23 protein-coding genes are annotated in these 22,999 nt (G+C 67.9%); 12 read left to right on the forward strand and 11 right to left on the reverse strand.

All coding sequences use genetic code 11. The features are described from left to right. Positions 1–122: 122 nt before the first annotated feature. The 5 genes from CDO87_RS22550 to CDO87_RS22570 are packed head-to-tail and all read right to left on the reverse strand — an operon-like array spanning position 123 to position 4,514. Entirely contained in the window at positions 123–2,066 is a 1,944-nt protein-coding gene (locus CDO87_RS22550; protein ID WP_254698496.1) for a cache domain-containing protein, read from the reverse strand. A gap of 29 nt (positions 2,067–2,095) precedes the next feature. Then, entirely contained in the window at positions 2,096–2,575 is a 480-nt protein-coding gene (locus CDO87_RS22555) for a DUF6505 family protein (protein WP_100931169.1), read from the reverse strand. After that, complete coding sequence (locus CDO87_RS22560) at positions 2,572–3,273, reverse strand: biotin/lipoate--protein ligase family protein (RefSeq protein ID WP_100931170.1); 702 nt, start codon at positions 3,271–3,273, stop codon at positions 2,572–2,574. The genes CDO87_RS22555 and CDO87_RS22560 overlap by 4 nt, the downstream gene beginning before the upstream one ends. Further along, on the reverse strand, positions 3,270–4,319 hold the full coding sequence (locus CDO87_RS22565; RefSeq protein WP_100931171.1) for an Mrp/NBP35 family ATP-binding protein: 1,050 nt from the start codon (positions 4,317–4,319) through the stop codon (positions 3,270–3,272). Before CDO87_RS22565 ends, CDO87_RS22560 begins: the two co-directional genes overlap by 4 nt. A gap of 3 nt (positions 4,320–4,322) precedes the next feature. Continuing rightward, positions 4,323–4,514, reverse strand: a complete 192-nt coding sequence (locus CDO87_RS22570; protein ID WP_100931172.1) for a DUF6494 family protein — start codon at positions 4,512–4,514, stop codon at positions 4,323–4,325. 56 nt (positions 4,515–4,570) lie between these two features. On the opposite strand from CDO87_RS22570, the gene CDO87_RS22575 reads away from it, so the two are divergent. Continuing rightward, positions 4,571–5,308: a hypothetical protein gene (locus CDO87_RS22575; protein ID WP_254698491.1), complete on the forward strand. Its 738-nt coding sequence runs from the start codon at positions 4,571–4,573 to the stop codon at positions 5,306–5,308. Positions 5,309–5,310: 2 nt separating this feature from the next. On the opposite strand, the gene CDO87_RS22580 is transcribed toward CDO87_RS22575, so the two are convergent. Then, positions 5,311–7,260: a 4Fe-4S binding protein gene (locus CDO87_RS22580; protein WP_100931174.1), complete on the reverse strand. Its 1,950-nt coding sequence runs from the start codon at positions 7,258–7,260 to the stop codon at positions 5,311–5,313. Positions 7,261–7,629: 369 nt separating this feature from the next. Between CDO87_RS22580 and CDO87_RS22585 the strand changes: the two genes are divergently transcribed. From CDO87_RS22585 to CDO87_RS22625, 10 genes are all read left to right on the forward strand, one after another. Further along, positions 7,630–8,166 carry a DUF3305 domain-containing protein gene (locus tag CDO87_RS22585; protein WP_100931360.1) on the forward strand — a complete coding sequence of 179 codons (537 nt, stop codon included), beginning with the start codon at positions 7,630–7,632 and terminating at the stop codon, positions 8,164–8,166. A 55-nt stretch (positions 8,167–8,221) separates the two neighbouring features. Beyond that, positions 8,222–8,878, forward strand: coding sequence for a DUF3306 domain-containing protein (locus tag CDO87_RS22590; protein ID WP_100931175.1), 657 nt, complete (start codon positions 8,222–8,224; stop codon positions 8,876–8,878). Beyond that, entirely contained in the window at positions 8,875–9,474 is a 600-nt protein-coding gene (locus tag CDO87_RS22595; RefSeq protein WP_100931176.1) for a molecular chaperone, read from the forward strand. Before CDO87_RS22590 ends, CDO87_RS22595 begins: the two co-directional genes overlap by 4 nt. Positions 9,475–9,546: 72 nt before the next feature. Further along, the gene (locus tag CDO87_RS22600) at positions 9,547–9,729 is read left to right on the forward strand and encodes a twin-arginine translocation signal domain-containing protein (protein WP_100931177.1); all 183 of its coding nucleotides are present in this window, start codon (positions 9,547–9,549) and stop codon (positions 9,727–9,729) included. 177 nt (positions 9,730–9,906) lie between these two features. Continuing rightward, positions 9,907–12,804: a formate dehydrogenase subunit alpha gene (locus CDO87_RS22605; RefSeq protein ID WP_100931178.1), complete on the forward strand. Its 2,898-nt coding sequence runs from the start codon at positions 9,907–9,909 to the stop codon at positions 12,802–12,804. A gap of 12 nt (positions 12,805–12,816) precedes the next feature. Then, positions 12,817–13,410, forward strand: a complete 594-nt coding sequence (fdh3B, locus tag CDO87_RS22610; protein ID WP_005864014.1) for a formate dehydrogenase FDH3 subunit beta — start codon at positions 12,817–12,819, stop codon at positions 13,408–13,410. Positions 13,411–13,533: 123 nt separating this feature from the next. Beyond that, entirely contained in the window at positions 13,534–14,778 is a 1,245-nt protein-coding gene (locus CDO87_RS22615; protein ID WP_370312804.1) for a formate dehydrogenase subunit gamma, read from the forward strand. After that, positions 14,778–16,058 carry a c-type cytochrome gene (locus tag CDO87_RS22620; protein WP_100931180.1) on the forward strand — a complete coding sequence of 427 codons (1,281 nt, stop codon included), beginning with the start codon at positions 14,778–14,780 and terminating at the stop codon, positions 16,056–16,058. The genes CDO87_RS22615 and CDO87_RS22620 overlap by 1 nt, the downstream gene beginning before the upstream one ends. Next, positions 16,055–16,183: a hypothetical protein gene (locus tag CDO87_RS27460; protein ID WP_256388408.1), complete on the forward strand. Its 129-nt coding sequence runs from the start codon at positions 16,055–16,057 to the stop codon at positions 16,181–16,183. Before CDO87_RS22620 ends, CDO87_RS27460 begins: the two co-directional genes overlap by 4 nt. A gap of 1 nt (position 16,184) precedes the next feature. Beyond that, the gene (locus CDO87_RS22625) at positions 16,185–17,516 is read left to right on the forward strand and encodes a sigma-54 dependent transcriptional regulator (RefSeq protein WP_100931181.1); all 1,332 of its coding nucleotides are present in this window, start codon (positions 16,185–16,187) and stop codon (positions 17,514–17,516) included. A gap of 144 nt (positions 17,517–17,660) precedes the next feature. On the opposite strand, the gene CDO87_RS22630 is transcribed toward CDO87_RS22625, so the two are convergent. The 5 genes from CDO87_RS22630 to CDO87_RS22650 all read right to left on the reverse strand — a co-directional run bounded on the left by CDO87_RS22630 (position 17,661) and on the right by CDO87_RS22650 (position 21,259). Then, complete coding sequence (locus tag CDO87_RS22630; protein WP_100931182.1) at positions 17,661–18,530, reverse strand: helix-turn-helix transcriptional regulator; 870 nt, start codon at positions 18,528–18,530, stop codon at positions 17,661–17,663. Positions 18,531–18,568: 38 nt separating this feature from the next. Further along, on the reverse strand, positions 18,569–19,390 hold the full coding sequence (locus CDO87_RS22635) for a substrate-binding domain-containing protein (RefSeq protein ID WP_100931183.1): 822 nt from the start codon (positions 19,388–19,390) through the stop codon (positions 18,569–18,571). Between the two features lie 27 nt (positions 19,391–19,417). Next, positions 19,418–20,161, reverse strand: a complete 744-nt coding sequence (locus CDO87_RS22640; RefSeq protein WP_100931184.1) for an ATP-binding cassette domain-containing protein — start codon at positions 20,159–20,161, stop codon at positions 19,418–19,420. Next, positions 20,154–20,864: an ABC transporter permease gene (locus CDO87_RS22645; protein ID WP_100931185.1), complete on the reverse strand. Its 711-nt coding sequence runs from the start codon at positions 20,862–20,864 to the stop codon at positions 20,154–20,156. The genes CDO87_RS22640 and CDO87_RS22645 overlap by 8 nt, the downstream gene beginning before the upstream one ends. A gap of 182 nt (positions 20,865–21,046) precedes the next feature. Continuing rightward, on the reverse strand, positions 21,047–21,259 hold the full coding sequence (locus CDO87_RS22650) for a hypothetical protein (RefSeq protein ID WP_100931186.1): 213 nt from the start codon (positions 21,257–21,259) through the stop codon (positions 21,047–21,049). 164 nt (positions 21,260–21,423) lie between these two features. On the opposite strand from CDO87_RS22650, the gene CDO87_RS22655 reads away from it, so the two are divergent. Continuing rightward, positions 21,424–22,995: a HAMP domain-containing sensor histidine kinase gene (locus CDO87_RS22655; RefSeq protein ID WP_100931187.1), complete on the forward strand. Its 1,572-nt coding sequence runs from the start codon at positions 21,424–21,426 to the stop codon at positions 22,993–22,995. The last annotated feature ends 4 nt before the right edge of the window (positions 22,996–22,999 follow it).

Consider the following 22,999-nt stretch of genomic DNA (forward strand, 5'->3'; position numbering starts at 1 on the left):
GCTGCGGGCGGGCTGTCCATTTTCAATGACATTACCAGTCGTCACCAGCATATGGGCACGCGAACGGATTCCGGAAGTCATTTATTCAATACCCCCGCTGCCGGACCCGGTCCGGCGGGGACTCAGGTCTCGCCCGAGGCGGGAAGCCAGACGAGGAACTCCGCGCCGCCCTCCGGCGGGTTGCGGTAGCTGATCCGCCCCCCGGCGCGCTGGATCAGGGTCTGCGAAATCGACAGACCCAGACCCGTGCCCTCTGCCTGCTTGGTGGTGAAGAAGGGGTCGAACACCGTGTCGAGAAGCTTCTCCGGCACGCCCGGCCCGGTGTCGCGCACCCTGAGCGCCGCGCCCGGGCGGCCGTTGCGGTCCTCTGCGTCCAGCGTCAGGAAGATCGTGCCGCTGTGCTCCATCGCGTGCACGGCATTCACCACGAGGTTGATGACCACCTGCTGCATCTCACCGGCCCCGATGGCGACGCGGGGGGCCTCTGCCAGCGCGGTTTCGACACGGATGTCGGCGCGGGTCAGGACGTGTTCCACCAGCACGAGGCAGTCGCGCACCACCGGGGCAAGGTCCACCGCGCGTTCCGTCCCCGAGAAGTCGTCGGGCCGGGCGAATTGCAGCAGCTTGCCGACGATGGCGTTGATCCGCGCGACCTGCCCGTCGATCAGGTCGATCTCTGTCTGGACGGGTTGGGCGGCGTCGCCCAGCGTCTCGCGCAGCACGTCGAGGTTGCCCTGGATGACCGCCACCGGGTTGTTGATCTCATGCGCGACGCCGGCGGTGATCTCGCCGATGGAGGCAAGCTTTTCGCTCATCACCAGTTGCCGCCAGGTGTCCTCCAGCTTGGCGTTGGCCTCGCGCAGTTCGGCGGTGCGTTCCTCGACCCTCTGGTTCAGCTCGGACGCCCATGCGCGCAGCTGTGTGTCGCGCTCCTGCACCTGGTCGAGAAGGTCGTCGAGGTGTCCCGCCACCTGTCCGATCTCGTCCCCGGAGCGGGGCACGGCATTGCGGGCGGACAGGTCGCCGTCCTGCACGCGCCGCATGGTCCGGGTCATCTGTTCCAGCGGGTCGAAGACGCCCTTGGCCAGCCACAGGAACAGGGGCGCGGACAGCAGCACCACGGCGGCGAAGGCGGCCAGCATGATGACGAAGGCGGTGCGCTTGGCATGGGTGAAGGGCGCTTCGAGGAAACCGACGTAGAGCATGCCCACCGCCTCGCCGAAACTGTCGTGCAGCGGCAGGTAGCCGGAGATGTACCAGTCGTTGACGACGAAGGCCCGGTCGAGCCATGTCTCCTGCTCGTCCAGCACCTGCCTGCGCACCACGGCAGAGACCCGCGTGCCAAGCGCGCGCACATCCTCGAACAGGCGCACGTTGGTCGAGACCCGCACGTCGTCGAGGAACAGCGTCGCGGTGCCCTGCCGGTCGCCGCCGGTGACGGCGTTCAGGTAGACCAGCGCGTTGATCGTGTCGATGAACTGCAGGTTGCGGTTCAGGAGGATGCCGCCCACCAGCGCGCCGTCATGGCCGGGCAGGCGGACGGGCGTCGCGGCGTGCACGACCATGCCGCGGTCCTCGACCGTGCGGTCGGTGGGCACGGCGGCGCGGGTCGGGATCAGCTCGATCCGCGCGCGGGCGGCCAGATCGGGTGAGAAGGCGGTGAGCGTCTCGGCGTCGAAGAGGTCGATGGCGGTGGCGGGCGTGCCCTTCAGCGCACTGTCGATCACCGGCCAGTCCGACGTCTGCCCGCCCGGCAGGTAATAGAGGATGTCGAGCCCGAGCGCCCGCCGCGTGTCGTCGAGATATGCCTGCAACGCGGCCTCGGAGGCGTCGAGTTCTTCGGCGAAACCGACGCTGCCCGCCACGCCGGACAGGTCCTCGCCGGTGGTGGTCATGATCCGGGCAAGGTATTGCTCGGCGATGCGCAGGTCGGATTCGACGTTTGCGATCAGCACCTTGTCGTAGTCCGCCGTCCAGCGGGTCATGCCCACCAGCAGCAGGAGGGGCGTCAGGATAACCAGCGGCGCCAGCGCAAGGAACAGCAGCCGCACCCGGATGGAACGCAGCGGGCTGCGCCGGGGTGGGGCTGTCCCGGTCACTCGTCCAGCGAGCCGTGCACGGCGAACTGGTCGAGGTCGGCATCCTCCGGATCGATCACACGGAAAACCTCGCGCACGCCGGCCTCGGTCAGGTCGCGCATGACGGTCAGCAGGGTGTTGGGCGCGTGTTCCTCGCAGAGGTCGGCCATGTGGAAGATCTCTTCGCGGGCGACGGGGCGGGCGGCATCGACCGAGGGCGCGCCGTAGTAAGTGACGAAGTGCTGCGCCAGCTTCACCTCGAGGTCGGCGACCTCTTCGGGCGTGACGGGGGTGACGGCGACGAAGGTGACGCGCCCGCCGGTTTCCAGCCCCAGCCAGCCGTTGGCGAAGGCCTGCCGCTGCTTGCCGGTGAGGTCGCCCTCCGTCCAGTCGGAGAACTCGAACCCGCCGGAGATGCACCATTCCCCGGTGCGCGCCGGGTTGGCAAAGACGTACTGGTCGCTTTCGTCCACGTGGATCGCGCGGGCGAGGTTCATGGCGTGTCCTCCAGCAGGGTGGTGAGCGAGATCAGGTGGGTGCCATCCGCGTCGCGCAGGAGCATCCCGAAGTCTTCGTCGACGCCGAGGAAGGTGCCCTTGCGGCCGTCGTGCACCGTGTCGTCGCCAACGCCATGCGCCAGCCCGCGCCATTCGGCGGCCAGCGCGCGGGGGCCCGCGTCTTCCCACTTGGCGATCCAGTTGAGGGTGTGGCGGGCCCATGCCTCGACCAGCATCCCGGGATCGACGTCGGCGCAGCCTTCGGCGTAAAGCGCGGTGCGGTCCGGGTCCGTCCCCGTGTCCTCCGTCAGCGGCAGCAGGATGAGCTGCCAGGCGATCACCAGCCAGTCGGGCACGGCCTCCGGATCGGTGGAAGACGCAAAGGCCCGCATCCGGCCGCAGAGCGCGCCGTTGACCCGCAGCCCGCCGTTCCAGCCCAGGTGCACGGCCACTTCGGGCGGGGCGAGGGCGCCAAGCGCGTTCTGGAAGCCCACGCCACAAAGGGGCAGCATGGTCATCGCCTGCGCCAGCGGCACCTCGGGGGCAAAGACCAGCGCGGCCCCCACCTGGTCCGAGGCGATGCGGTACGTGATGAGGCCCGCATCCACCCCCTGGATCGCCCGCAGGATCGCCGTCTCTGCCGGGTCGCCGTCGACCTTCTCGCCGAACATGGCCGGGGGGAAGGCGAGGTCGCTCATGCCAGCGCACCCTTGATGAGCGCGGTGGCCACCGCGTGGAAACCCTGCGCCTGCGGGCTGTCGGGCTGGCTGACCACGATGGGCGCGCCGCCGTCCGACGCCAGCCGGATCTGCAGGTCCAGCGGGATCTCTGCCAGCAGGGGCACGCCCAGCTTTGCCGCCTCTGCCGCGACGCCGCCATGGCCGAAGACGTGTTCCTCGTGCCCGCACTTGGAGCAGATGTGCGTCGACATGTTCTCGATCATCCCGAGGATCGGGACGTTCAGCTGTTTGAACATGTCGATGCCCTTGCGCGCGTCCAGAAGCGCCACGTCCTGCGGGGTGGAGACGATGACTGCACCGTCCACCTGCGCCTTCTGTGCCAGCGTCATCTGCACGTCGCCGGTGCCGGGCGGCAGGTCGACGATCAGCACGTCGAGCGCGCCCCATTGCACCTGCATCATCATCTGCTGCAGCGCGCCCATCAGCATCGGACCGCGCCAGACCACGGCCTGGTCCTCGTTGGTCATCAGGCCGATGGACATCATGGTGACGCCGTGGTTGCGCAGCGGCAGGATCGTCTTGCCGTCGGGCGAGGCGGGGCGGCCGGAGACCCCCAGCATCCTCGGCTGCGACGGGCCGTAGACGTCGGCGTCCAGCAGGCCCACGCGCTTACCCTGCTGCGCCAGCGAGCAGGCGAGGTTGGCGGACACCGTGGACTTGCCCACGCCGCCCTTGCCGGAGGCGATGGCGATCAGGTGATCGACGCCGGGGATCTTTTGCGGGCCCTGCGGCTTCGGTTTCGGCTTGGCGCCGAGGCCGGGCGGCGGGGCGTCTGCGGTCACCGCGATGTTGACGTTGCCCACGCCGGCGGCGGCCAGCGCCTCTTCGGCCTTCGTCTTGACCGGCTGCCACTTGTCGGCCTGTCCCGGCGGGACCTCCAGCACGAAGCGCACGCCGCTGTCGGCCACGCCGAGCGCACGGACCACGCCGGCGGCCACGATGTCCTCGCCCGAGGGCGCGGAGACGGTCTTCAGGATCTCGAGGATCTCTTCACGCGATGCCAAGGTTTACTCCTGACCCTTGATCTCGCCCGTGACCTCATGGGTCAGGCCAAGCTCGGGGATTGTGATGACGGCCTTGACCGGAAAGGACTTTCCGGCGGTGTCGGCGTCGCGCATCGCCTCTTCGATGGCCTGTTGCGAGGTCACGCCGACCTGCTTGAGGAACTTGCGCATGGACATGTTGAAATCGTCGCTCATTGGATCGCTCCCTGAGATGTTGACGCATGGCGCGCCCGGCCCATAGGCTGGACGGCATGCGTGTCTGGTTGCTGATACTGGCCCTTGCCGTGCTGCCCTTCAAGGCGGTCGCACAGGATCGTGCCGTTCGTCTGTTCGCGCCGGAGCCGCTGGTGGCCTCCGGTCTGCTGGACTACATCCTGCCGCGCTTCAGGCTGAAGACGCAGGTGCAGGTGGAGGTCGTGGATGACCCGGCCGCCGCGCAGATGGTGCTGAGCGAGGACGGCACGCCGCTGTTTGAAGGCGCGGGCGCGGTCTGGTCCATGCAGGTCACCGATCAGACGGAGTGGACGGCGAAGCTGGCGGACTGGCTGACCGGAGAGGTCGGGCGCAACACCGTGACCTCCTACGCGCCGGAAGGCGAGGCGCTGTTCACCCTGCCGAAGCCGAAGGAGCGCGAGGTCGCGGCATTTGTCCCCGACGGCGACGCCGCGCTGGGGCTTGAGGTCTCGCGCCTGAAATGCGGGCGCTGCCACGCCGTCGAAGAGGGTGGCGCGCTGCGCAGCATCGGCTCCACCCCCAGCTTCATGGTCATGCGCGCCTTCCCGGACTGGGTCGACCGATTCATGGGGTTCTACGCGTTGAACCCGCACCCAGCCTTTACCCAGATCGAGGGCGTCTCGCCGCCGTTCGACGAGGCACGGCCCAGCCCGATCGTCCCCATGGAGATGACGCTGGACGAGGTCGACGCGGTGTTGGCCTATGTCGCGGCGATGGAGGCCGCCGACCTCGGCGCGCCGCTGGATTTCCGCTGACATCAGTGGTCGCGCCGCTTTGACAGGTAGTCCTCGGTGGTGCGCGGCCGCGGGCGCGGCTTGCTGGCGAAGGGATTGTCGTCGGAGTGGTACTGCGCGTTGATCCGGCAGTCGTCGCACATCTGGACCATGCGCAGCCGGTCGCCCGCGAACATGGAATGCGACTGCAGCTTTTCGGTGATCTTTTCCACCGTCGACTTCACCCCGAAGAGCTTGCCGCATTCGATGCAGGCGAAGGGCTCCTCTTCCTTCAGGATGCGCTGGGTCAGGGCCGCGGGTGTCAGGTCGAGCTGCGGCTGAAGGCTGATCGCCGCCTCCGGGCAGACGTTGGCGCAGAGACCGCATTGCAGGCAGGCGTCCTCCTGGAAGCGCAGCTCCGGCCGGTCGGGGTTGTCGCCAAGCGCGCCCGAAGGGCAGAGCGACACGCAGGACAGGCAGAGCGTGCAGGCGTCCTGATCCACCAGAACGGCCCCGTAGGGCGCGCCCTCGGGCAGGGGCAGGACCTCGGCCACCGGGTTCAGCGCCCGCGCCGCCTGACGGGTGATCTGGCGGCGGGTGCCCATGGGCCTGACGTTCGCGGTGTCGAGCGGCTGAGGCGCCTCGGCGCCGTAGAGCGTGTCGGAGAGCGCTTCGGGGTCGGGCGTGTCGATCACCGTCACGCGGGTGGCGCCGCCGATGGCGCGGGCCAGTTCGACCTGCGGGCCGATCGCCTCCATGTCCGCCTTCGGTCCCGGCAGCAGCGCGACGGAGGCGAACCCGGCGGCCAGCGCCGCGACGATCTCTGCATGGCCGAAGGCGCCGACCTTCGGCAATTCCAGCGGGATCACGTCGGCGGGCAGGCCGGTGTGGTGGCGGGAGGCGAGGCGGATCATCTCGGCCCCGTGGTCGTCGTGGACCAGCAGGCGCGGCGCGGTGCCACCCGCGTCGAGGAAGGCCTTCGCCAGCGTCTGGACCCGGCGCATGGTCAGGTCCACCGGTGGGGCGTCGTAGCTGATCGCGCCGGAGGGGCAGACCGCCGAACAGGCGCCGCAGCCCGCGCAGATCAGCGGGTCGACGGAGACATGTTCGCCGTCCGGCGTGATCGCGCCCGTGGGGCAGAGGTCGAGGCAGCGGGTGCAGCCGGTCTGCTCGGCCCGGGAATGGGCGCAGAGCAGCGGCTCCATCCGGACGTGCATCGTCTTCTCGAAGGTGCCGGTCAGGTGCGACGCGGCGAGGATCGCGGCAGAAACGGCGGCGGCGTGGTTCGGATCGGCGCGCAGGTAACCCTCGCGCTTTTCGTGCGCCGGGAAGAGGGGCGTGTCACCCCGAAGATCCAGGAGGATATCGCACTGGGAGGCGCCGCCGTCGCGCGGTTCCGTCAGGGTGAAGCCGCCGCGCCCGCCGGGCTCGACCATGCGCAGCGCGTCGATCACCACCTCGAACTGTCCGAGCGCGCCCTTGGCGCGTCTCAGCCGGCCGGTGATGACGTCGAAGGCGCGGGTGTCGGGAATGTCCGCGCCGGGCGGCAGCAGGACGGTGACGCCAAGGTGATCCCTGAGCTGTTCGGCGGCAGCCAGCGCGGCCTCTGCCGGGCCGACGATCAGGCACAGCCCTTCGGAAATCACGTCGATGGTCTTTTCCGGCGCGGCGGGCAGCATCGCCTCGGCCACCAGCGCGGACATTTTGGCCACCTTGGAGGCCGGATCGGCGCTCCACCCCGCCCGGTCGCGCAGGTCGAGGGTAGGGGGCGCGGCAAGGTCCATGTCCTCTGCGAGGGCCTCGAAAACCCGGGCCTCCTGGGTGCAGCAGAAAATTGTGTCACCCTGCGTCAAGGCCTCTGCGGCGCGGGGCAGCTCCTTCGTGCAGAGCGCCGAACAGGGGGGGCGGACTTCCAGCCCGGTGGTGCGCGACAGGGCCTCTGCGTCGATCTTCTGCGAGCCGAGACAATCGCATGTAATCAAGGACTTGATCATGATGTTCCTCCCGTGGCGGGGGCCGGATTCAGGCCGGTCCGAACGTCGCCGCAGCCGGTAGCTACACATGATTCGGAGGCGCCCACAACCGTTTTCCCGGCGCGCATCGGGGCAGGGCATGGCGGCCTTGGCCGCGATTTCCGCGGGGTGATTCGCGTGGTCGCGGAGCGCCTCTTTCCCGATGAAAACAGTCAAGATGGACTAGTTGGCCAAGGGCGTTCCGGGCCGCTGCGGGGGCTGGTCAAAATGACCGGGACGGGGGTTTGGGATACCGTCGTGCACGAAAACGCTTCACCGGTCTGCGAAGCTGCGCAAAGGTTGGGGCAGGGAGATTTCAGAGTGATCCACAATCCGAATGCCTACCGAACGATGCCGGTCGGGGTCGTCCTGAGACGGACTCCGGGTGTGACGCGTTGGGCAAAGTGGCACTGGACGGCAGCCGCTGTACTGCCCGGGGCCGGCCCGGCGGAGTGGAAGGAAATGCGCCGCGAAGGCGAGGCGGTGGAGTACCACGCCGCGACCCCGGTCCTGGAACTGCACGGCGCAGAGACCGAAGCCTACCTTCAGGCGATCAGCGACGAGGTGCCGAGCCTTTACGTCGTGATGCGCGAAACGAGCGACGGCCCGCAGCCCTACGAGGTGCTGAAGGTCACGGCCTCCCCCTTCGAGGCGCAGGATTACACCGACAGCGGCAACGAGCTGGTTGAGAAGGTGCCGATGCCGCACGGGCTGGTCGCCTGGGTCCGCGAGTTCATCGAGGCGCACCACCAGGAAGAGGTCTTCGTTAAGCGCAAGCGCGACAAGAAGCGGATCGATCTGGTCGAGGACGGGATCGGCGATGCGCGGGTGGCAAAGCCGGGCGACATATACGCCTCTCCGGCGCTGAAGCGGAGGCGGTTGCAATGAGTGCGTGCAGGACAAGTGGGCACCGGTTCTCCGTCCGCGGGCGCGGGGATCTGTCATGAGCGGATTCTGGGACAAGCGCCGTGCCGCTGTTGCGGCCGAGGCCCGCGCCGAGGAAGAGGCGCGCCTTGCCGCCGAACGGGCGGCCGAGGAACAGGCGCTGGCGGAGAAGACTGACGAGGAGCTTCTGGCCGAGGCCGGACAGCCCATGCCGGAGGATCTCGAGACCGCCGAGCAGGTGCGCGCCTTCATGAAGTCCGCGCTGCCGCAGCGGCTGAAGGCACGGGCGCTGCGCAAGCTGTGGCGCACCAACCCGGTTCTCGCGAACCTCGACGGGCTGGTGGATTACGGTGAGGATTACACCGACGCCGCGCGCTGCGTGCCGGACATGAAGACAGCCTACAAGGTCGGCAAGGGCATGTTCGACAAGGTGACCGAGGCCGCGAAGGAGGCGGACGCCAAGGCGGCGAAGCTCGCCGAAGCGGAGGGCGCCGCCGACGAGGCCGAAGAGGACGACATGCCCGCGCCGGAGCTGGTGTCGGTCCGCGAGCCCGCGCCATTGCCCGATCCGCCGACGCAACTCGCTATGGCAGAGCCGGAAGACGACGCCGCGGAGGTGGCGACCGAGACGGAAACACACGACAGCGAAGACGCCCTGCCCGCCACAACGCGGCGGATGCGTTTCGTGTTCGCAGAGACGGAAGGACAGGCATGACCGCAGCACCCGCCCCGAAGATCGCCGAAGAGGACCGCCTGCGCGCGGACCTCTACAATTTCCTCGGGGTCATCCTCTCCGGGCCGCCGGACGAGATGCTGCTGGCGCAGACCGCGTCGCTGTCCGGCGATGCGACGCCGCTGGGGGAGGCGATCTCCACTCTGGCCAAGATGGCAAAGGTGACCAAGCCCCGCAGCGTCGTGACCGAATACAACAAGCTGTTCATCGGCCTCGGGCGCGGAGAGCTTCTGCCCTATGCTTCCTATTACATGACCGGCTTCCTGAACGAGAAGCCGCTGGCCCTGCTGCGGCAGGACATGACGGCGCACGGGCTGGCCCGCGCGGAAAACGTGTTCGAGCCGGAGGACAACATCGCCAGCCTGATGGAGATGATGGGCGCTCTGATCGTCGGGCGCTTCAGCTCGCCCGCGTCGCTCGAGGCGCAGAAGACCTTCTTCAACAAGCACATCGCGTCCTGGGCCGGGCACTTCTTCAGTGACCTCGAGAACGCCAAGGGATCGGTGTTCTACGCGCCGGTGGGAACCATCGGTCGCACCTTCATGGAAATCGAGGCGGAAGCCTTCCGCCTCGGCTGAGCCGGCGGGGCCTTCGGGTCCCGTCAAACGAGCGGCGCGGGGGACGCGCCGGAACCTACAGAGGAGCAAGACATGTCAGAGAAAGAAGCGTCCCGGCGCGACTTCCTGAAGCTGGCCGGGACCGCCGCGCCCGCCGCCGCCGTGGCCGTGGCCACCGCCGGTACGCAGGCCGAAGCCGCGGAGCCGGACCTGTCGTCCAACCGGATGCAGGACACGGTGCACACCCGCGCCTACTTCGACGCCGCGCGGTTCTGATCCGCGCCCGCGCACAGGCCTTTGGCCGAGCGCCCCGCTGACGCCCCGCCCGGGCGTGGCACCCCGCTGGTGGAACAACTGGTTGCGTGAGGCCCGACCGTTCCGCCGTCACCGCTCTGCGCCTGTGCGCCGGGCACTGTCTTTCGCACCGCGAGGTGCGTTGAGGGAGAGAGACACATGCTTAGGAAAAAGACCAACGGGGTTGCGCGACGCCCCCAGCGGACTTCGATCCTGTCCGAGGTTGCCAAGACCTCGGTTGACCGGCGCGGATTCCTCCGCGGGTCCGGTCTGGCGATCGGCGGCCTTGCCGCGATTGCAGCGACCGGAGGAACCGTCCAGCAGGCCAGTGCGCAGACCGCTGCCACCGGCAAGGTGGACCTGAAGAAAACCGTGTGCACCCATTGCTCGGTCGGTTGTACCGTCATGGCAGAGGTGTCGGACGGCGTCTGGATCGGGCAGGAGCCCGGCTGGGACAGCCCGTTCAACCTCGGGTCCCACTGCGCGAAGGGCGCCTCCGTGCGCGAGCACACCCATGGCGAACGCCGCCTCAAGTACCCGATGAAGAAGGTCGGGGGAGAGTGGGTCCGCATCAGCTGGGAAGACGCGATCAACGAGATCGGCGACCAGATGATGGCGATCCGCGAGGAAAGCGGCCCGGACTCCGTCTACTGGCTGGGCTCGGCGAAGCACAGCAACGAACAGTCCTACCTGTTCCAGAAGTTCGCGCGTTACTGGGGGACGAACAACGTCGACCACCAGGCGCGGATCTGTCACTCGACCACGGTTGCAGGTGTTGCCAACACCTGGGGCTACGGCGCGATGACGAACTCCTACAACGACATCCATAACTCCAAGGCGATCTTCATCATCGGCGGCAACCCGGCCGAGGCGCACCCCGTCTCGCTGCTGCACGTGCTGCGCGCCAAGGAGCAGAACAACGCCCCGCTGATCGTCTGCGATCCGCGCTTTACCCGGACGGCGGCCCATGCGGACGAATACGTGCGCTTCCGCCCCGGTGCCGACGTGGCGCTGGTCTGGGGCATCCTCTGGCACATCTTCGAGAATGGCTGGGAAGACCGCGAGTTCATCCGCACCCGTGTCTGGGGCATGGACCAGATCCGCGAGGAAGTGGCCAAGTGGAAGCCGGAAGAGGTCGAGCGCGTCACCGGCGTCCCCGGCTCCCAGCTCGAGCGCGTGGCGCGGACGCTGGCGAACAACCGTCCCGGCACCGTGATCTGGTGCATGGGCGGCACCCAGCACACCACGGGCAACAACAACACCCGCGCCTACTGCATCCTTCAGCTTGCGCTGGGGAACATGGGGGTATCCGGCGGCGGCACCAACATCTTCCGCGGCCACGACAACGTGCAGGGGGCCACGGACCTCGGCGTCCTGTCGCACACGCTGGCGGGCTACTACGGCCTGGCCAAGGGCTCGTGGGAGCACTGGGCCCGCGTCTGGGGCGAGGACTGGGACTGGCTGAACGGTCAGTTCGCCAAGATGCCCGGCGCCGACGGCAAGGAAAAGGACCTGATGTACGAGACCGGGATACCGGTATCGCGCTGGATCGACGGTGTGCTTGAAGACGCCGAGAACATGGACCAGCCCAACAAGGTCCGCGGCATGGTCTTCTGGGGCCACGCGCCGAACTCTCAGACCCGCATGGTCGAGATGAAGAAGGCGATGGAGCTTCTGGACCTGCTTGTGGTGGTTGACCCCTATCCGACCGTGACGGCCGTGCTGCACGACCGGACGGATGGCGTCTACCTGCTGCCGGCGGCCACGCAGTTCGAGACCCACGGTTCGGTCACCGCGTCGAACCGCTCGATCCAGTGGCGCCAGCAGGTGGTGAAGCCGATCTTCGAGTCGAAGCCCGACCATGAGATCATCGGCCTGTTCGCCAAGAAGTTCGGCTACCACGACCGGCTGTTCCGCAACATCGCGCTTGAGGACGACGGTGTGACCCCGAGCATCGAGGACACGCTGCGCGAGATCAACCGCGGCATGTGGACGGTCGGCTACACTGGCCAGACGCCGGAGCGCCTCAAGCTCCACATGGAGAACCAGCACACCTTCGACCGCACCACGCTGCGCGCGGTGGGCGGACCTGCCGACGGCGACTACTACGGTCTGCCGTGGCCGTGCTGGGGCACCGCCGAGATCAAGCATCCCGGCTCGCCCAACCTCTACAACATCGACCTCGCGGTGAAGGACGGCGGCCTGCCGTTCCGGGCCCGCTACGGTGTGGAGCGCAACGGCGACAACCTGCTGGCGGAAGGCGTCTACAACCCGGGCTCGGAGATCCAGGACGGATACCCCGAGTTCACCATGCAGATGCTGATGGACCTCGGCTGGGACAGCGACCTGACCGACGAGGAGCGGAAGGTGATCGACGAGATCGCCGGTCCGAAGACCAACTGGAAGACCGACCTTTCCGGCGGCATCCAGCGGGTCGCGATCGAGCACGGCTGCGCGCCCTACGGCAACGCCAAGGCGCGCTGCGTGGTCTGGGAATTCCCCGATCCCGTGCCGATCCACCGCGAGGCGCTGTATACCAACCGGCGCGACCTGGTGGCCGACTATCCCACCTACGACGACCGGAAGTTCTATCGTCTGCCGACCATGTACGCGTCGATCCAGAAGCAGGACTTCTCCAAGGACTACCCGATGATCCTCACCTCCGGCCGACTGGTCGAGTACGAGGGCGGCGGGGACGAAACCCGGTCCAACCCGTGGCTCGCCGAGCTGCAGCAGGACATGTTCGTCGAGATCAACCCGCGCGACGCCAACAACCTCGGTGTGCGTGACGCGGCCATGGTCTGGGTCGAAGGTCCCGAAGGCGGCAAGGTCAAGGTCAAGGCGATGGTCACCGAGCGGGTGGGCGAAGGCGTGGCCTTCATGCCCTTCCACTTCGGCGGCTGGTACCAGGGCGAGGACCTGCGGTCGAAGTACCCGGAAGGGGCGGACCCCATCGTTCTTGGTGAATCCTGCAACACGGCGCAGACATACGGCTACGACTCCGTCACGCAGATGCAGGAGACCAAGGCCACCCTCTGCAAGATCATGCCGGCATAAGGAGAGAGAAACATGGCAAGAGCGAAGTTCCTCTGTGACGCCGAGCGCTGCATCGAATGCAACGCCTGCGTCACCGCCTGCAAGAACGAGCACGAGGTGCCGTGGGGCATCAACCGTCGCCGCGTGGTGACCATCCAGGACGGCCAGCCGGGCGAACGCTCGATCTCGGTCGCCTGCATGCACTGCTCGGACGCGCCCTGCATGGCGGTGTGCCCGGTCGACTGCTTCTATCAGAACGAGGAAGGTGTCGTCCTGCACTCCAAGGACCTGTGCATCGGCTGCGGCTACTGCTTCTACGCGTGCCCCTTCGGCGCGCCGCAGTATCCGCAGGCGGGCAACTTCGGGTCGCGCGGCAAGATGGACAAGTGCACCTTCTGCGCCGGTGGTCCGGAAGAGAACAACTCCCAGGCGGAGTTCCAGAAGTACGGCCGCAACCGGATCGCGGAAGGCAAGTTGCCGATCTGCGCCGAGATGTGCTCCACCAAGGCTCTGCTGGCGGGCGATGGCGACGTCGTGTCGGCCATCTACCGCGAGCGCGTCGTCGCACGGGGTTTCGGCTCCGGCGCCTGGGGCTGGGGCACGGCTTACGACCAGAAGGGCGGCTGACGCCTTTCCGCGCGTGGGCCGGGCGCCTGTCCGGCCTACATCTGCACCATGACGGCGGGGCCTTCGCGGCCTCGCCCTTTTTGCCACGGACCGGAGGGGGTTTCGTGGCCGATGGGGTTTGACATGACGACTGAACGTTCGAGCGGCTTCGTCGCCTTCATACTCGTGCTGCTGGCCATTGCGATATTCTCGTTCTGGATGGCACCGGGTCCGCGCATCGACGAGACCGAGGCAGAACTGGCCGCGGCCCGGCTGGAAACCGGCGGCGCGCAGACGCTGGAAGACATCCTGCGGCGGCAGCAGGGCCTGCCGGTCAACGACGACTTCCGGTCGACGAACATCGGCGGCGACGCCGTGCCGCCGCCGAACACCGCGCCGCTCGGCACTTCGTCCGACCCGGACCTGTGGCGCGCGCTGCGCTACAACAAGGCGGATGTGACCGTCTCGACGCACCGGCCGGTGGGCGAAGTGCTGATGCAGGACGGCGGCATGAGATGGCTGACCGTGCGCGACGGCCCGCTGCGCACCTATGGCGGCTGGCTGCTGCTGGGGACCATCGGCATCCTCGCCGTCTTCTTCCTGTTCCGCGGCCGCATCAGGATCGAGGGCGGCAAGACCGGCAAGACCGTCACCCGTTTCCACGCCTTCGAACGCTTCACCCATTGGATGACCGCCGGGTCCTTCGTGCTCCTGGCTTTCACCGGGCTCTTCACCCTCTTCGGGCGCAAGTTCCTGATCCCGGTGCTGGGCCATGACGCGAACTCCGTTTGGCTGGCGGTCTCGAAGTACATCCACAACAATGTCAGCTGGGCCTTCATGCTGGGGATCGTGCTGGTCTTCATCCTTTGGGTCGCGCACAACATCCCCAACAAGCTGGACATCATCTGGTTCAAGCAGGCGGGCGGCATCGTCGGCGACAAGCACCCCCCGGCGAAGAAGTTCAACGCGGGCCAGAAGCTGATCTTCTGGTCGGTGATCCTGTTCGGCGCGTCGATCTCGCTGTCGGGCCTGTCGCTGCTCTTCCCCTTCGACCTGCCGCTGTTCGGCAAGACCTTCACGCTGCTGAACGACATCGGCATCACCGGCCTCCTCGGCATGGAGCCGCTGCCCGTGGCGCTTGCCCCGCAGGAAGAGATGCAACTTGCCCAGCTCTGGCACGCCATCGTCGCCTTTGTCCTGATGGCGATCATCATCGGCCATATCTACATCGGCTCGATCGGGATGGAGGGCGCCTTCGACGCCATGGGGTCCGGGCAGGTGGACGAGAACTGGGCCGAACAGCACCACTCCATCTGGTACGAGAAGGTCAAGGAACGCGAAGCCGCGCGCGAGGGCAGGGCGCCCGAACAGGCGACCCCGGCGGAGTGATGCGCTGGCTTGCGATCCTGTGCCTCTGCGCCTCGGCCGCCGGGGCGCAGGAGTTCACCACCCTCAAGGGACACGGCGGACCGATCATGGGCATCGCCGCCTCCGGTGACCGCGTGGCCACCGCCAGCTTCGACAACTCCGTCGGCGTCTGGTCGGCGGACGAGCCGGAATGGCAGGAAGGCCACGAGGCGGCGGTCAACGCTGTCGCCTTCGGGCCGGAGGGCACGGTGATCTCCGGCGCGGACGACTTCACCGTGCGGCTCTGGGGCAAGGACGGAGAGGCCCGCCTCCTCGGCACCCACAAGGGCAAGGTCACGGCGCTGGCCATGTCACCCGACGCACGCCTCGCCGCCAGCGCAAGCTGGGACGGCACCATCGGGCTCTGGCCGCTGTCCGGCGGAACGGACGGCCGGTTCCTCGACGCGCCCGGCGGGGTGAACGCCGTGGCCATAGACGACAAGGCCCGGGTCTGGGCCGCGACTTCCAACGGCTACATCCTGCGCTACGACCTGATCGAGCAGACCGCCGACCAGATCGTCAGCCATGGCTTCGGCATCAACGAGATCGTGGTGACGCCCGACTGGATCGCCTATGGCGCGGTCGACGGGGTGACGCGGGTGATAGACCACCAGGGCGGCCAGATCGCCGACTTCACGCTGGACCGCCGCCCGATCCTTGCCATGGCCTATCACGCCGGGACCCATCAGCTTGCCGCCGGGGACGGGCACGGCTTCATCATGATCGTCGACACCGCCGGGTGGCAGATCACCCGCGATTTCCGCGCCACCCGCGAAGGGCCGGTCTGGGCGCTGGCCTTCTCTGACGACGGGGCGCGGATCTGGGCGGGCGGTCTGGACGACGTGGCCTTCGGCTGGCCGGTGGAGGCGCTCGACGCCTTCGATCCGGGCATCAGTGGCGACCGCAGCTTCCTGCGCGATGCCGGGACCATGTCGAACGGCGAACGGCAGTTCATGCGAAAATGCTCGATCTGTCACGCGCTGGAGCCTGGCCCGTCGCGCAAGGCCGGGCCGACGCTGCACGGCGTGTTCGGCCGCCGGGCGGGCACGGTGCCGGGCTACACCTATTCCGATACGCTCGACGGCGCCGACATCGTCTGGACCGACGACACCATCGACGCCCTGTTTGACCAGGGGCCGGATCACTATATTCCCGGCTCAAAGATGCCGATGCAGGTGATCGCGGGGGCGGACGACCGGGCCGACCTCATCGCCTTCCTGAAATCGGCCAACGACCAATCCGGCGAGGAGGCTGAGAAATGAAGGCAATGGTGATGGGCTTTGTCGCGGTGGCCGTGATCGGCGTGGCGGCGCACTACGGGCTGGAGGCGCTGGACGACACCACCGCCGCGCGCCAGACCACGGGCGAGAGCGTCCGGCTCGACTGACGTGGCAGAGGATTACGGCAACGACCTCGCGGGGGCGTCGATCCTGGTGATCGACGACGAACCCGGCATGCGCAACTTCCTCTACAAGACGCTGCAGCCCCGGGTGAAACGGATCGACCTCGCCGCCTCGCCGGACGAGGCGACCGCCAAGCTGGACGAGAACCACTTCGACCTCGTGATCCTCGACAACGTGATGCCGCGCAAGACCGGGCTGGAATGGGTGACCGAACAGAAGCGGCTCGGCTTCATGGCCGAAACCATCCTGATCACCGCCTATGCCGATCTCGAAACCGCCATCGCCGCGCTGCGCGCCGGCGTCTCGGACTTCGTGCTGAAACCCTTCCGCGCCAACCAGATCCTCGGCGCTGTGGCCCGCACGCTCGACCGCAAGTACCTGCGGCGCGACAACACCCTCCTGCGCCACGAGTTGAACAGCGACCCCAACGGCGTGAAGATGCTCGGCACCTCCGACACGCTCGGAGAGGTGCGGGCCATGCTGAAGAAGCTCGCGCCCCTGCCGACGCCGGTGCTGTTCACCGGCGCCAGCGGCACAGGCAAGGAGCTGGCCGCGCGCCAGCTGCATGCGCTCTCCGACCGCGCCGACCGGCCCTTCGTCGCCGTCAACTGCGCCGCCGTGACCCCCGACCGCATCGCCGAGGAGCTCTTCGGCGACAACGGCGGTGGCGACGGGGCGCTCAAACCGGGCCTTTTCCTGCTGGCCGACGGCGGCACGCTGTTCCTCGACGAGGTGGCGCAGATGCCGATCCAGGTGCAGGCGGCGCTCCTGCGCGTGCTCGAGGACCAGCGCGTCCGCCCCATCGGCGCCGAGCGGGAGTTTCCCCTCAACCTGCGCCTGCTCTTCGCCACCAACGCCGATCTCGACGCGGCGGTGGCGCAGGGCCGTTTCCGCGCCGACCTCTACCACCGCATGAACGTGGTGCGCATCCACATGCCGCCGCTGAAGGAGCGGAGCGAGGACATCACCGAACTCGCCGCCTACTTCATGGAACACTTCGCCTGCGTCCTCGGCCTGTCCGGGCTCGAGCTCTCCGCCGAGACCCTGCTGAAGATGCGCCGCTACGACTGGCCGGGCAACGTGCGCGAGCTGAAGAACATGATCGAACGCTCGGTGATCCTCGGGCAGTTCCCGCAGGAATTTTCCGGCGATGCCAAGGTGACCGGGGCCCGCGCCACCCTGAACCTCGAACAGGTCATGCAGCGCCACATCCTGCACGTGCTCGACCTCTGCGACGGCAACCGGGCAGAGGCCGCCCGCCGCCTAGGCGTCTCGCGCAAGACCATCGACCGCCGCGTCGCCGCCTGGGAAGGCTAGGGGCTACCCGCACCGCCAAAGGCGCGCAATAGCCCCCAGCGCCTGCACGGCACTCAGGCTTCTTTGCTTCTCAAATACTCTCGGGGGGTCCGGGGGGCGACGCCCCCCGGCGGGTCGGGGCGCGCGGCAGCGCCCCGAAAACGCTCAGGCGTTCCAGCGCACCGTGCCCAGCCCCGTCAGGTCGTAACCGCCCATCTTCTCCGCCCGGGCCAGCGTGGCCTCCGACTGGCAGAAGACCATCAGCCGCTGCATCGGCGTGTCGAACCAGGCGCGCCGGTTCACCAGCAGGTCGAAACGTTCCTCCACCAGCGGCACGAAAGGCAGGCCGAAATCCCGTGCGACCGTTTCCAGCCCCAGCGTCGCGTCGGCGTCGCCCCGGGCGAGGGTCTGAACGGCCTCGGTCTCTGTCCGCGCGACCTCAGTCAGGTCCAGTGCATCCACATCCAGCCCGTCCTTCGCCGCAAGCTGCCGGAACAGCACGTCGCTGCCCGATCCGCCCTGCCGCGGCACCACGCGCCGTCCGGCCAGGTCGGCGATACCGCTGACACCTTCCAGTTCCCGCCTCAGCACCAGCCCGCGGGCGCGGGTGGCAAAGCGCACCAGCACCGCGTTCTGGTTGGCCGAGCTGCGTGCCACGCTGGGAATGTTCCACTCCCGTCCCTCAGCGTCGTGAAGGTGCAGGCCCGCCGCCACGCCCTCGCGCCGGTTGAACCGCGCAAGCCCGTCCGCCGACCCGTCGAAGTAGCTGGCCAGCCCGCAGCGGCTTTCGCGGATTGCCCAGTCCAGCAGGGGATCGTGGCTGCCCAGCACCACCGGCGGCCTTGGCGTCTTCACAACGTGGCCCGAGGAATGCGCCTCCAGCCAGTCGCGCACCGCGACGGAGGGAAACAGCAGCTTGCCGGTGGCGCGCGTGCAGGGGACCTCGCCCGACGCGGCGAGGTCGTAGACCTTGCGCTCCTTGATCCGCAACAGGTCCGCCAGTTCGGGGACCGTCAGGAATTCCGGTTCATGCATCGCTCTGCCCCATGGCGGGGCAGACCGTGCCCCGGTTCTCAGCTACCCTGTTTGGGCGCATTGGGGAAGAACAGCTGCTGCCCGTCCACCGTGTAACCCGCGATGGCCTTCTGCCCTTCGTCGGAGATCAGCCAGGCCGAGAACGCCTTTGCCGCCTCGATCTTCACCGCCGGGCACTTCTCCGGGTTCACCGGGATGACGCCGTACTGGTTGAAGAGGTCATCGTCGCCTTCCACCGCGATCTGGTAGTCCTGCTTGTTGGCAAAGCTGATCCAGGTCGCGCGGTCGGTCATCACGTAGGCACCCATGCCGATGCCCGCGTTCAGGGTCGCGCCCATGCCCGATCCGGTCTCGCGATACCAGTCGCCGGAGCCCGTCGCCGGATCGACGCCCGCGGCCTGCCAAAGCGCCTTTTCCTTCTTGTGGGTGCCGGAATCGTCCCCGCGGGATGCAAAGACCGCACCCTTCCCGGCAATCGTCTTCAGGGCCGCCTCGACGTCCGAGGTGCCCGCCACGCCTGCCGGATCGTCGGCCGGCCCCACGATGACGAAGTCGTTGTACATAAGGTCGGTGCGCGAGGTACCGCCGCCCTCGGCCACGAACTTCTCCTCGGCGGGCTTGGCGTGCACCAGCAGCACGTCGCCGTCGCAGTTGGCCGCGTTCTTGATCGCCTGCCCGGTGCCGACCGCCACCACGTTCACCGTGATGCCCGTCTTGTCGGAGAAGATCGGCAGCAGGTAGTCGTAGAGGCCGGAATTGGCGGTCGAGGTGGTCGACTGCACGATGATGGACTCCTGTGCCGATGCGGCAAGCGGGGCCAGCGCCAGCAGCGCGGCCAGCGTGAATTTAACGGGTTTCATGAAGTCTCCCTATGTCATGAAGTCAGTTCAGACGACGATCCTGTGGTGCAGGAAGTCACGCGCCGCGGCGCTGTCCTGGGTGGAAAAGAAACGGTGGGCAGGGGCCTGCTCGGCGATCCGGCCGCGATGGAGGAAGACGACCTCGTCGGCGAGCCGCCGCGCCTGCCCGATGTCGTGGGTGACGAGGATCACCTTCACGCCGCGGTCGTGGGCGTTCTGGATGATGCGCTCGATGGCCAGCACCGAACCGGGGTCGAGGCTGGCGGTCGGTTCGTCCAGCAACAGCACCTGCGGGTCGAGCGCGAGCGCCCGGGCCAGCGACAGGCGCTGCGCCTCTCCGCCGGATAGGGCCCGTGCGGGCTGGCGCGCCTTGTTCAGAAGGCCCACGTGGTTCAGCAGGGTGTCACGCTCCGACCGGGCGCGCCCGCGCGCCTTCAGCACGAAGTCGATGTTGGCGGCGACCGACCGGCGCAGAAGAACAGGTTTCTGGAAAACCAGCGCCTGCTGGCGGGTGGCCTGCTGGGCGGGGCGGCCATTCCATGTGACGCGGCCCTGATCGGGGCGGGTCAGCCCGTGCATCACCTTCAGAAGCTGGCTTTTCCCGGCACCGTTCGGACCGAGCATCACGGTCAGGCCGCGCCCCTCCAGCGTCAGGTCAAGCCAGTCGAGCACGGGTTTGCCACCGAGCCGCAGGGTCAGGTTCTCGATCCTTAGGCAGGGGGCCTCCGCATCGCAGGCGGTCTTCAGGTCCTGTTCGGTCAGATCACGCATGGGCCTGCTGCCTTTCCGACGACAGGCGCAGGGCCTGCACCAGCGCGTTGACGCCAAGCGCAATGACCATCAGCACGATGCCGAGGGCCAGCGCCAGCGCCAGTTCGCCCTTCGAGGTTTCCAGCGCGATGGCCGTGGTCATGACCCGCGTGAGGTGGTCGATGTTGCCGCCGACGATCATCACCGCGCCGACCTCTGCCACCGCGCGGCCGAAGCCCGCCAGCGCAACCGTGGTTAGGGCGATCCGCGCGTCCCAAAGGAGCGCCTGCACCACCTGCACACGCGTCAGGCAGAGAGACCGGAACTGGTCGCGGTATTCGTCGTGGAGGTCTTCGAGCACCTGCCGCGACAGCGCGGCGACGATGGGGGTGATCAGGATGGTCTGCGCCACGATCATCGCCGTGGGGGTGTAGAGCAGGCCAAGGAAGCCGAGCGGCCCGGCGCGCGACAGGCTGAGGTAGACCAGAAGGCCCACGACCACCGGCGGCAGGCCCATGAGCGCGTTCAGCACGATCAGCACTGCGCCGCGCCCCGGAAAGCGCGCGATGGCAAGGACCGCGCCCAGCGTCAGTCCGAAAACGCAGGCCAGCACGGTCGCCGTCAGGCTGACACGCAGCGAGAGCGAGACGATCTCGATCAGGTCCGCGGACGGATGCAGCACCAGCCCGAAAGCCAGCGAGAATGCTTCGCCGAAGTCCTGCATGAATTCCGTACGCCTCCCGTCGTCCTGAGTGCCATTTTAGGTCTCAGGCGGCGAATACGGCAAGGGTAACGATGGCCCGGCGCATGCAGGCGACGGGTCAGAGTGTCGGACAGATTGGCAGCGGGTGTCAGCCTGTCCGGAAATTTTGCAGGATTATGCGGAGTGGCGGAAGGCCGCGGCGATCAGGCGTCTCGCTCGGAATGGTCGACTGTCCGGCACTTCCAGCTCTGGATCCGCTCGTTCGGGTGTTCGTTCACCCAGCGCGCCAGTTGCGGCTGTGCGCCCATCATGCAGGCCATGGGGGTGACATCGGTGAAGACAAGGCTACGCTCTCGGCAGGTGTCCATGTCGCCGGGGGCTGTCGCCATGCAGGTTACGAAAAGCAGCTCGATCATCGGGGGCCTCTATCAATACATCCTTTAGTCGTAGTTTCACTATGCGCGCGGTAAGGGAAAACTCCGTTAACCGGGCGGGCGGTGGCTCGAATTGTCCGGAGAACAGCGTAAGGAATGCTCAGTCCCGCCATGCTTGCCCACCATTTCATCACGAAACTGGGGCGATGACCCGTCTTGGCCAGCCCTGGTCGCTGCGCGCGCGGTTGACCGCCGGTGCCGTGGCGCTGAGCGCGGTCACCCTTTTGACGGCCCTGACCCTGTTCTGGGGCATGGAGCGGGTGGGCGACCGGATGCAGGCAGCGTTGAACGCCGAGGCCCGGATGACGCGTTACGGCACGCTGTCCTCGCAGGTGTCCACCTTCCTCGTGATCGCCACGGAGGCGGTGCAGCGCGGCCTGCCCCGAGAGGAACGGATGCAGCGGCTGGAGCCGGTGGCCGAGAACATCGGCGCGACCTTCCTGCTGATCCGCAGCGACCTTGAGCGCGCGGTCGAGGAGGCGGAGGCCTCCGGCATCGACCGGCAGTCGCGCCATGCCACGCAGTCGATTACGCTGGCACGTATGGAGGCGCAGCTTGGCTCCACGCTGACCGGGCTGGGCCGCGTCGATCAGGACGTGCCGGTTCTGCGCGCCCACATCGACGCCTTCGCCAGCACCTTCGACCCGCTTCTGAACGAGGCTCTCAACGGGGAGGCGATGTTTCGCCGCGAAACCCTGAAGGGGATCGAGACGCTCCGCCAGCGGATGATCTGGGCGGCCGCTGCGATGGTGGTTCTGTCTCTCCTGATGGTGGCGGGGTTCACGCTGGGGCTGGTCCGGCCACAGTTCCGCCGGCTGGAGCAACTCCGGGGCGCCGCCCGGCGGATCGGGGCGGAGGACTTCGACGTGGCCCTGCCGGAAACCCGCGGCGACGAGATCGGCGCGCTCTTCTCGGAGACCAACCGCATGGCTGCCGCGCTGGCCTCTCGGCAGGCCCATGTGCAGGCGGAATGGGACCGGCTGGAGGAGGAGATCGCCCAGCGGACGGCCGAGCTCCGCGCCGCCAACGCCCAGCTCGAAGCCGTCGATGCCCGCCGCCGCCGGTTCTTTGCCGATGTCAGTCACGAGTTGCGCACGCCCCTGACCGTCATCCTGATGGAGGCGCAGATCGGCAGGCAGACCCTTGCGGACGGGGCGGAAATCTTCGGGACGATCGAGAGCCGGGCAGCGCGGCTGAACCGGCGCATCGACGACCTGCTGCGGGTGGCGCGGTCGGACAGCGGCGAATTGGCGCTGGACCCGGGAAAGGTGGATTTTCCGGAAACGGTGCGCGCGGTGGTCGAAGAGGTGGAAGCGGAGTGCCGAAGCGCCGGGGTCCATCTGGATACGCAGGCCGGGGAGGGCACCGTGCTGGCTGACCCGAATTGGCTGCGGCAGGTGCTGGCCGGACTGGTGCGCAACGCCATCCGCCACGCCCGTGACGGGGGCAGGGTGCGGATCGTGGTACAGGGCGGCGTGGCGGCGGTGATCGACAACGGTCCCGGCATCCCGGCAGAGGCGCAGACGCGGATCTTCGAACGCTTCGGCCAGGGACGCAAGGATTCCGCCGGGTTCGGGCTTGGCCTCGCGCTGGCGAAGTGGGTGATCGAGGCGCAGGGCGGTGAGATCTCCGTCACCAGCCCGGTGCCCGAGGCAGAGCGGCTTGGCGACGGACCGGGGACGAAAGTTTCGGTTCGCTTGCCGGTGGCGGAAGGATAGGGTG

The sequence above is a fragment of the Sagittula sp. P11 genome, from assembly GCF_002814095.1.
Classification (GTDB): Bacteria; Pseudomonadota; Alphaproteobacteria; order Rhodobacterales; family Rhodobacteraceae; genus Sagittula.

Coding starts and splice junctions, on each gene's coding strand:
- CDO87_RS22575 (WP_254698491.1), top strand. CDS start 4,571: ATGCGTGTCTGGTTGCTGATACTGGCCCTTGCCGTGCTGCCCTTCAAG.
- CDO87_RS22555 (WP_100931169.1), bottom strand. CDS start 2,575: ATGAACCTCGCCCGCGCGATCCACGTGGACGAAAGCGACCAGTACGTC.
- CDO87_RS22650 (WP_100931186.1), bottom strand. CDS start 21,259: ATGATCGAGCTGCTTTTCGTAACCTGCATGGCGACAGCCCCCGGCGAC.
- CDO87_RS22630 (WP_100931182.1), bottom strand. CDS start 18,530: ATGCATGAACCGGAATTCCTGACGGTCCCCGAACTGGCGGACCTGTTG.
- CDO87_RS22600 (WP_100931177.1), top strand. CDS start 9,547: ATGTCAGAGAAAGAAGCGTCCCGGCGCGACTTCCTGAAGCTGGCCGGG.
- fdh3B (WP_005864014.1), top strand. CDS start 12,817: ATGGCAAGAGCGAAGTTCCTCTGTGACGCCGAGCGCTGCATCGAATGC.
- CDO87_RS22640 (WP_100931184.1), bottom strand. CDS start 20,161: ATGCGTGATCTGACCGAACAGGACCTGAAGACCGCCTGCGATGCGGAG.
- CDO87_RS22615 (WP_370312804.1), top strand. CDS start 13,534: ATGACGACTGAACGTTCGAGCGGCTTCGTCGCCTTCATACTCGTGCTG.
- CDO87_RS22645 (WP_100931185.1), bottom strand. CDS start 20,864: ATGCAGGACTTCGGCGAAGCATTCTCGCTGGCTTTCGGGCTGGTGCTG.
- CDO87_RS22635 (WP_100931183.1), bottom strand. CDS start 19,390: ATGAAACCCGTTAAATTCACGCTGGCCGCGCTGCTGGCGCTGGCCCCG.
- CDO87_RS22620 (WP_100931180.1), top strand. CDS start 14,778: ATGCGCTGGCTTGCGATCCTGTGCCTCTGCGCCTCGGCCGCCGGGGCG.
- CDO87_RS22605 (WP_100931178.1), top strand. CDS start 9,907: ATGCTTAGGAAAAAGACCAACGGGGTTGCGCGACGCCCCCAGCGGACT.
- CDO87_RS22585 (WP_100931360.1), top strand. CDS start 7,630: ATGCCGGTCGGGGTCGTCCTGAGACGGACTCCGGGTGTGACGCGTTGG.
- CDO87_RS22570 (WP_100931172.1), bottom strand. CDS start 4,514: ATGAGCGACGATTTCAACATGTCCATGCGCAAGTTCCTCAAGCAGGTC.
- CDO87_RS22595 (WP_100931176.1), top strand. CDS start 8,875: ATGACCGCAGCACCCGCCCCGAAGATCGCCGAAGAGGACCGCCTGCGC.
- CDO87_RS22655 (WP_100931187.1), top strand. CDS start 21,424: ATGACCCGTCTTGGCCAGCCCTGGTCGCTGCGCGCGCGGTTGACCGCC.
- CDO87_RS22580 (WP_100931174.1), bottom strand. CDS start 7,260: ATGATCAAGTCCTTGATTACATGCGATTGTCTCGGCTCGCAGAAGATC.
- CDO87_RS22560 (WP_100931170.1), bottom strand. CDS start 3,273: ATGAGCGACCTCGCCTTCCCCCCGGCCATGTTCGGCGAGAAGGTCGAC.
- CDO87_RS22590 (WP_100931175.1), top strand. CDS start 8,222: ATGAGCGGATTCTGGGACAAGCGCCGTGCCGCTGTTGCGGCCGAGGCC.
- CDO87_RS27460 (WP_256388408.1), top strand. CDS start 16,055: ATGAAGGCAATGGTGATGGGCTTTGTCGCGGTGGCCGTGATCGGCGTG.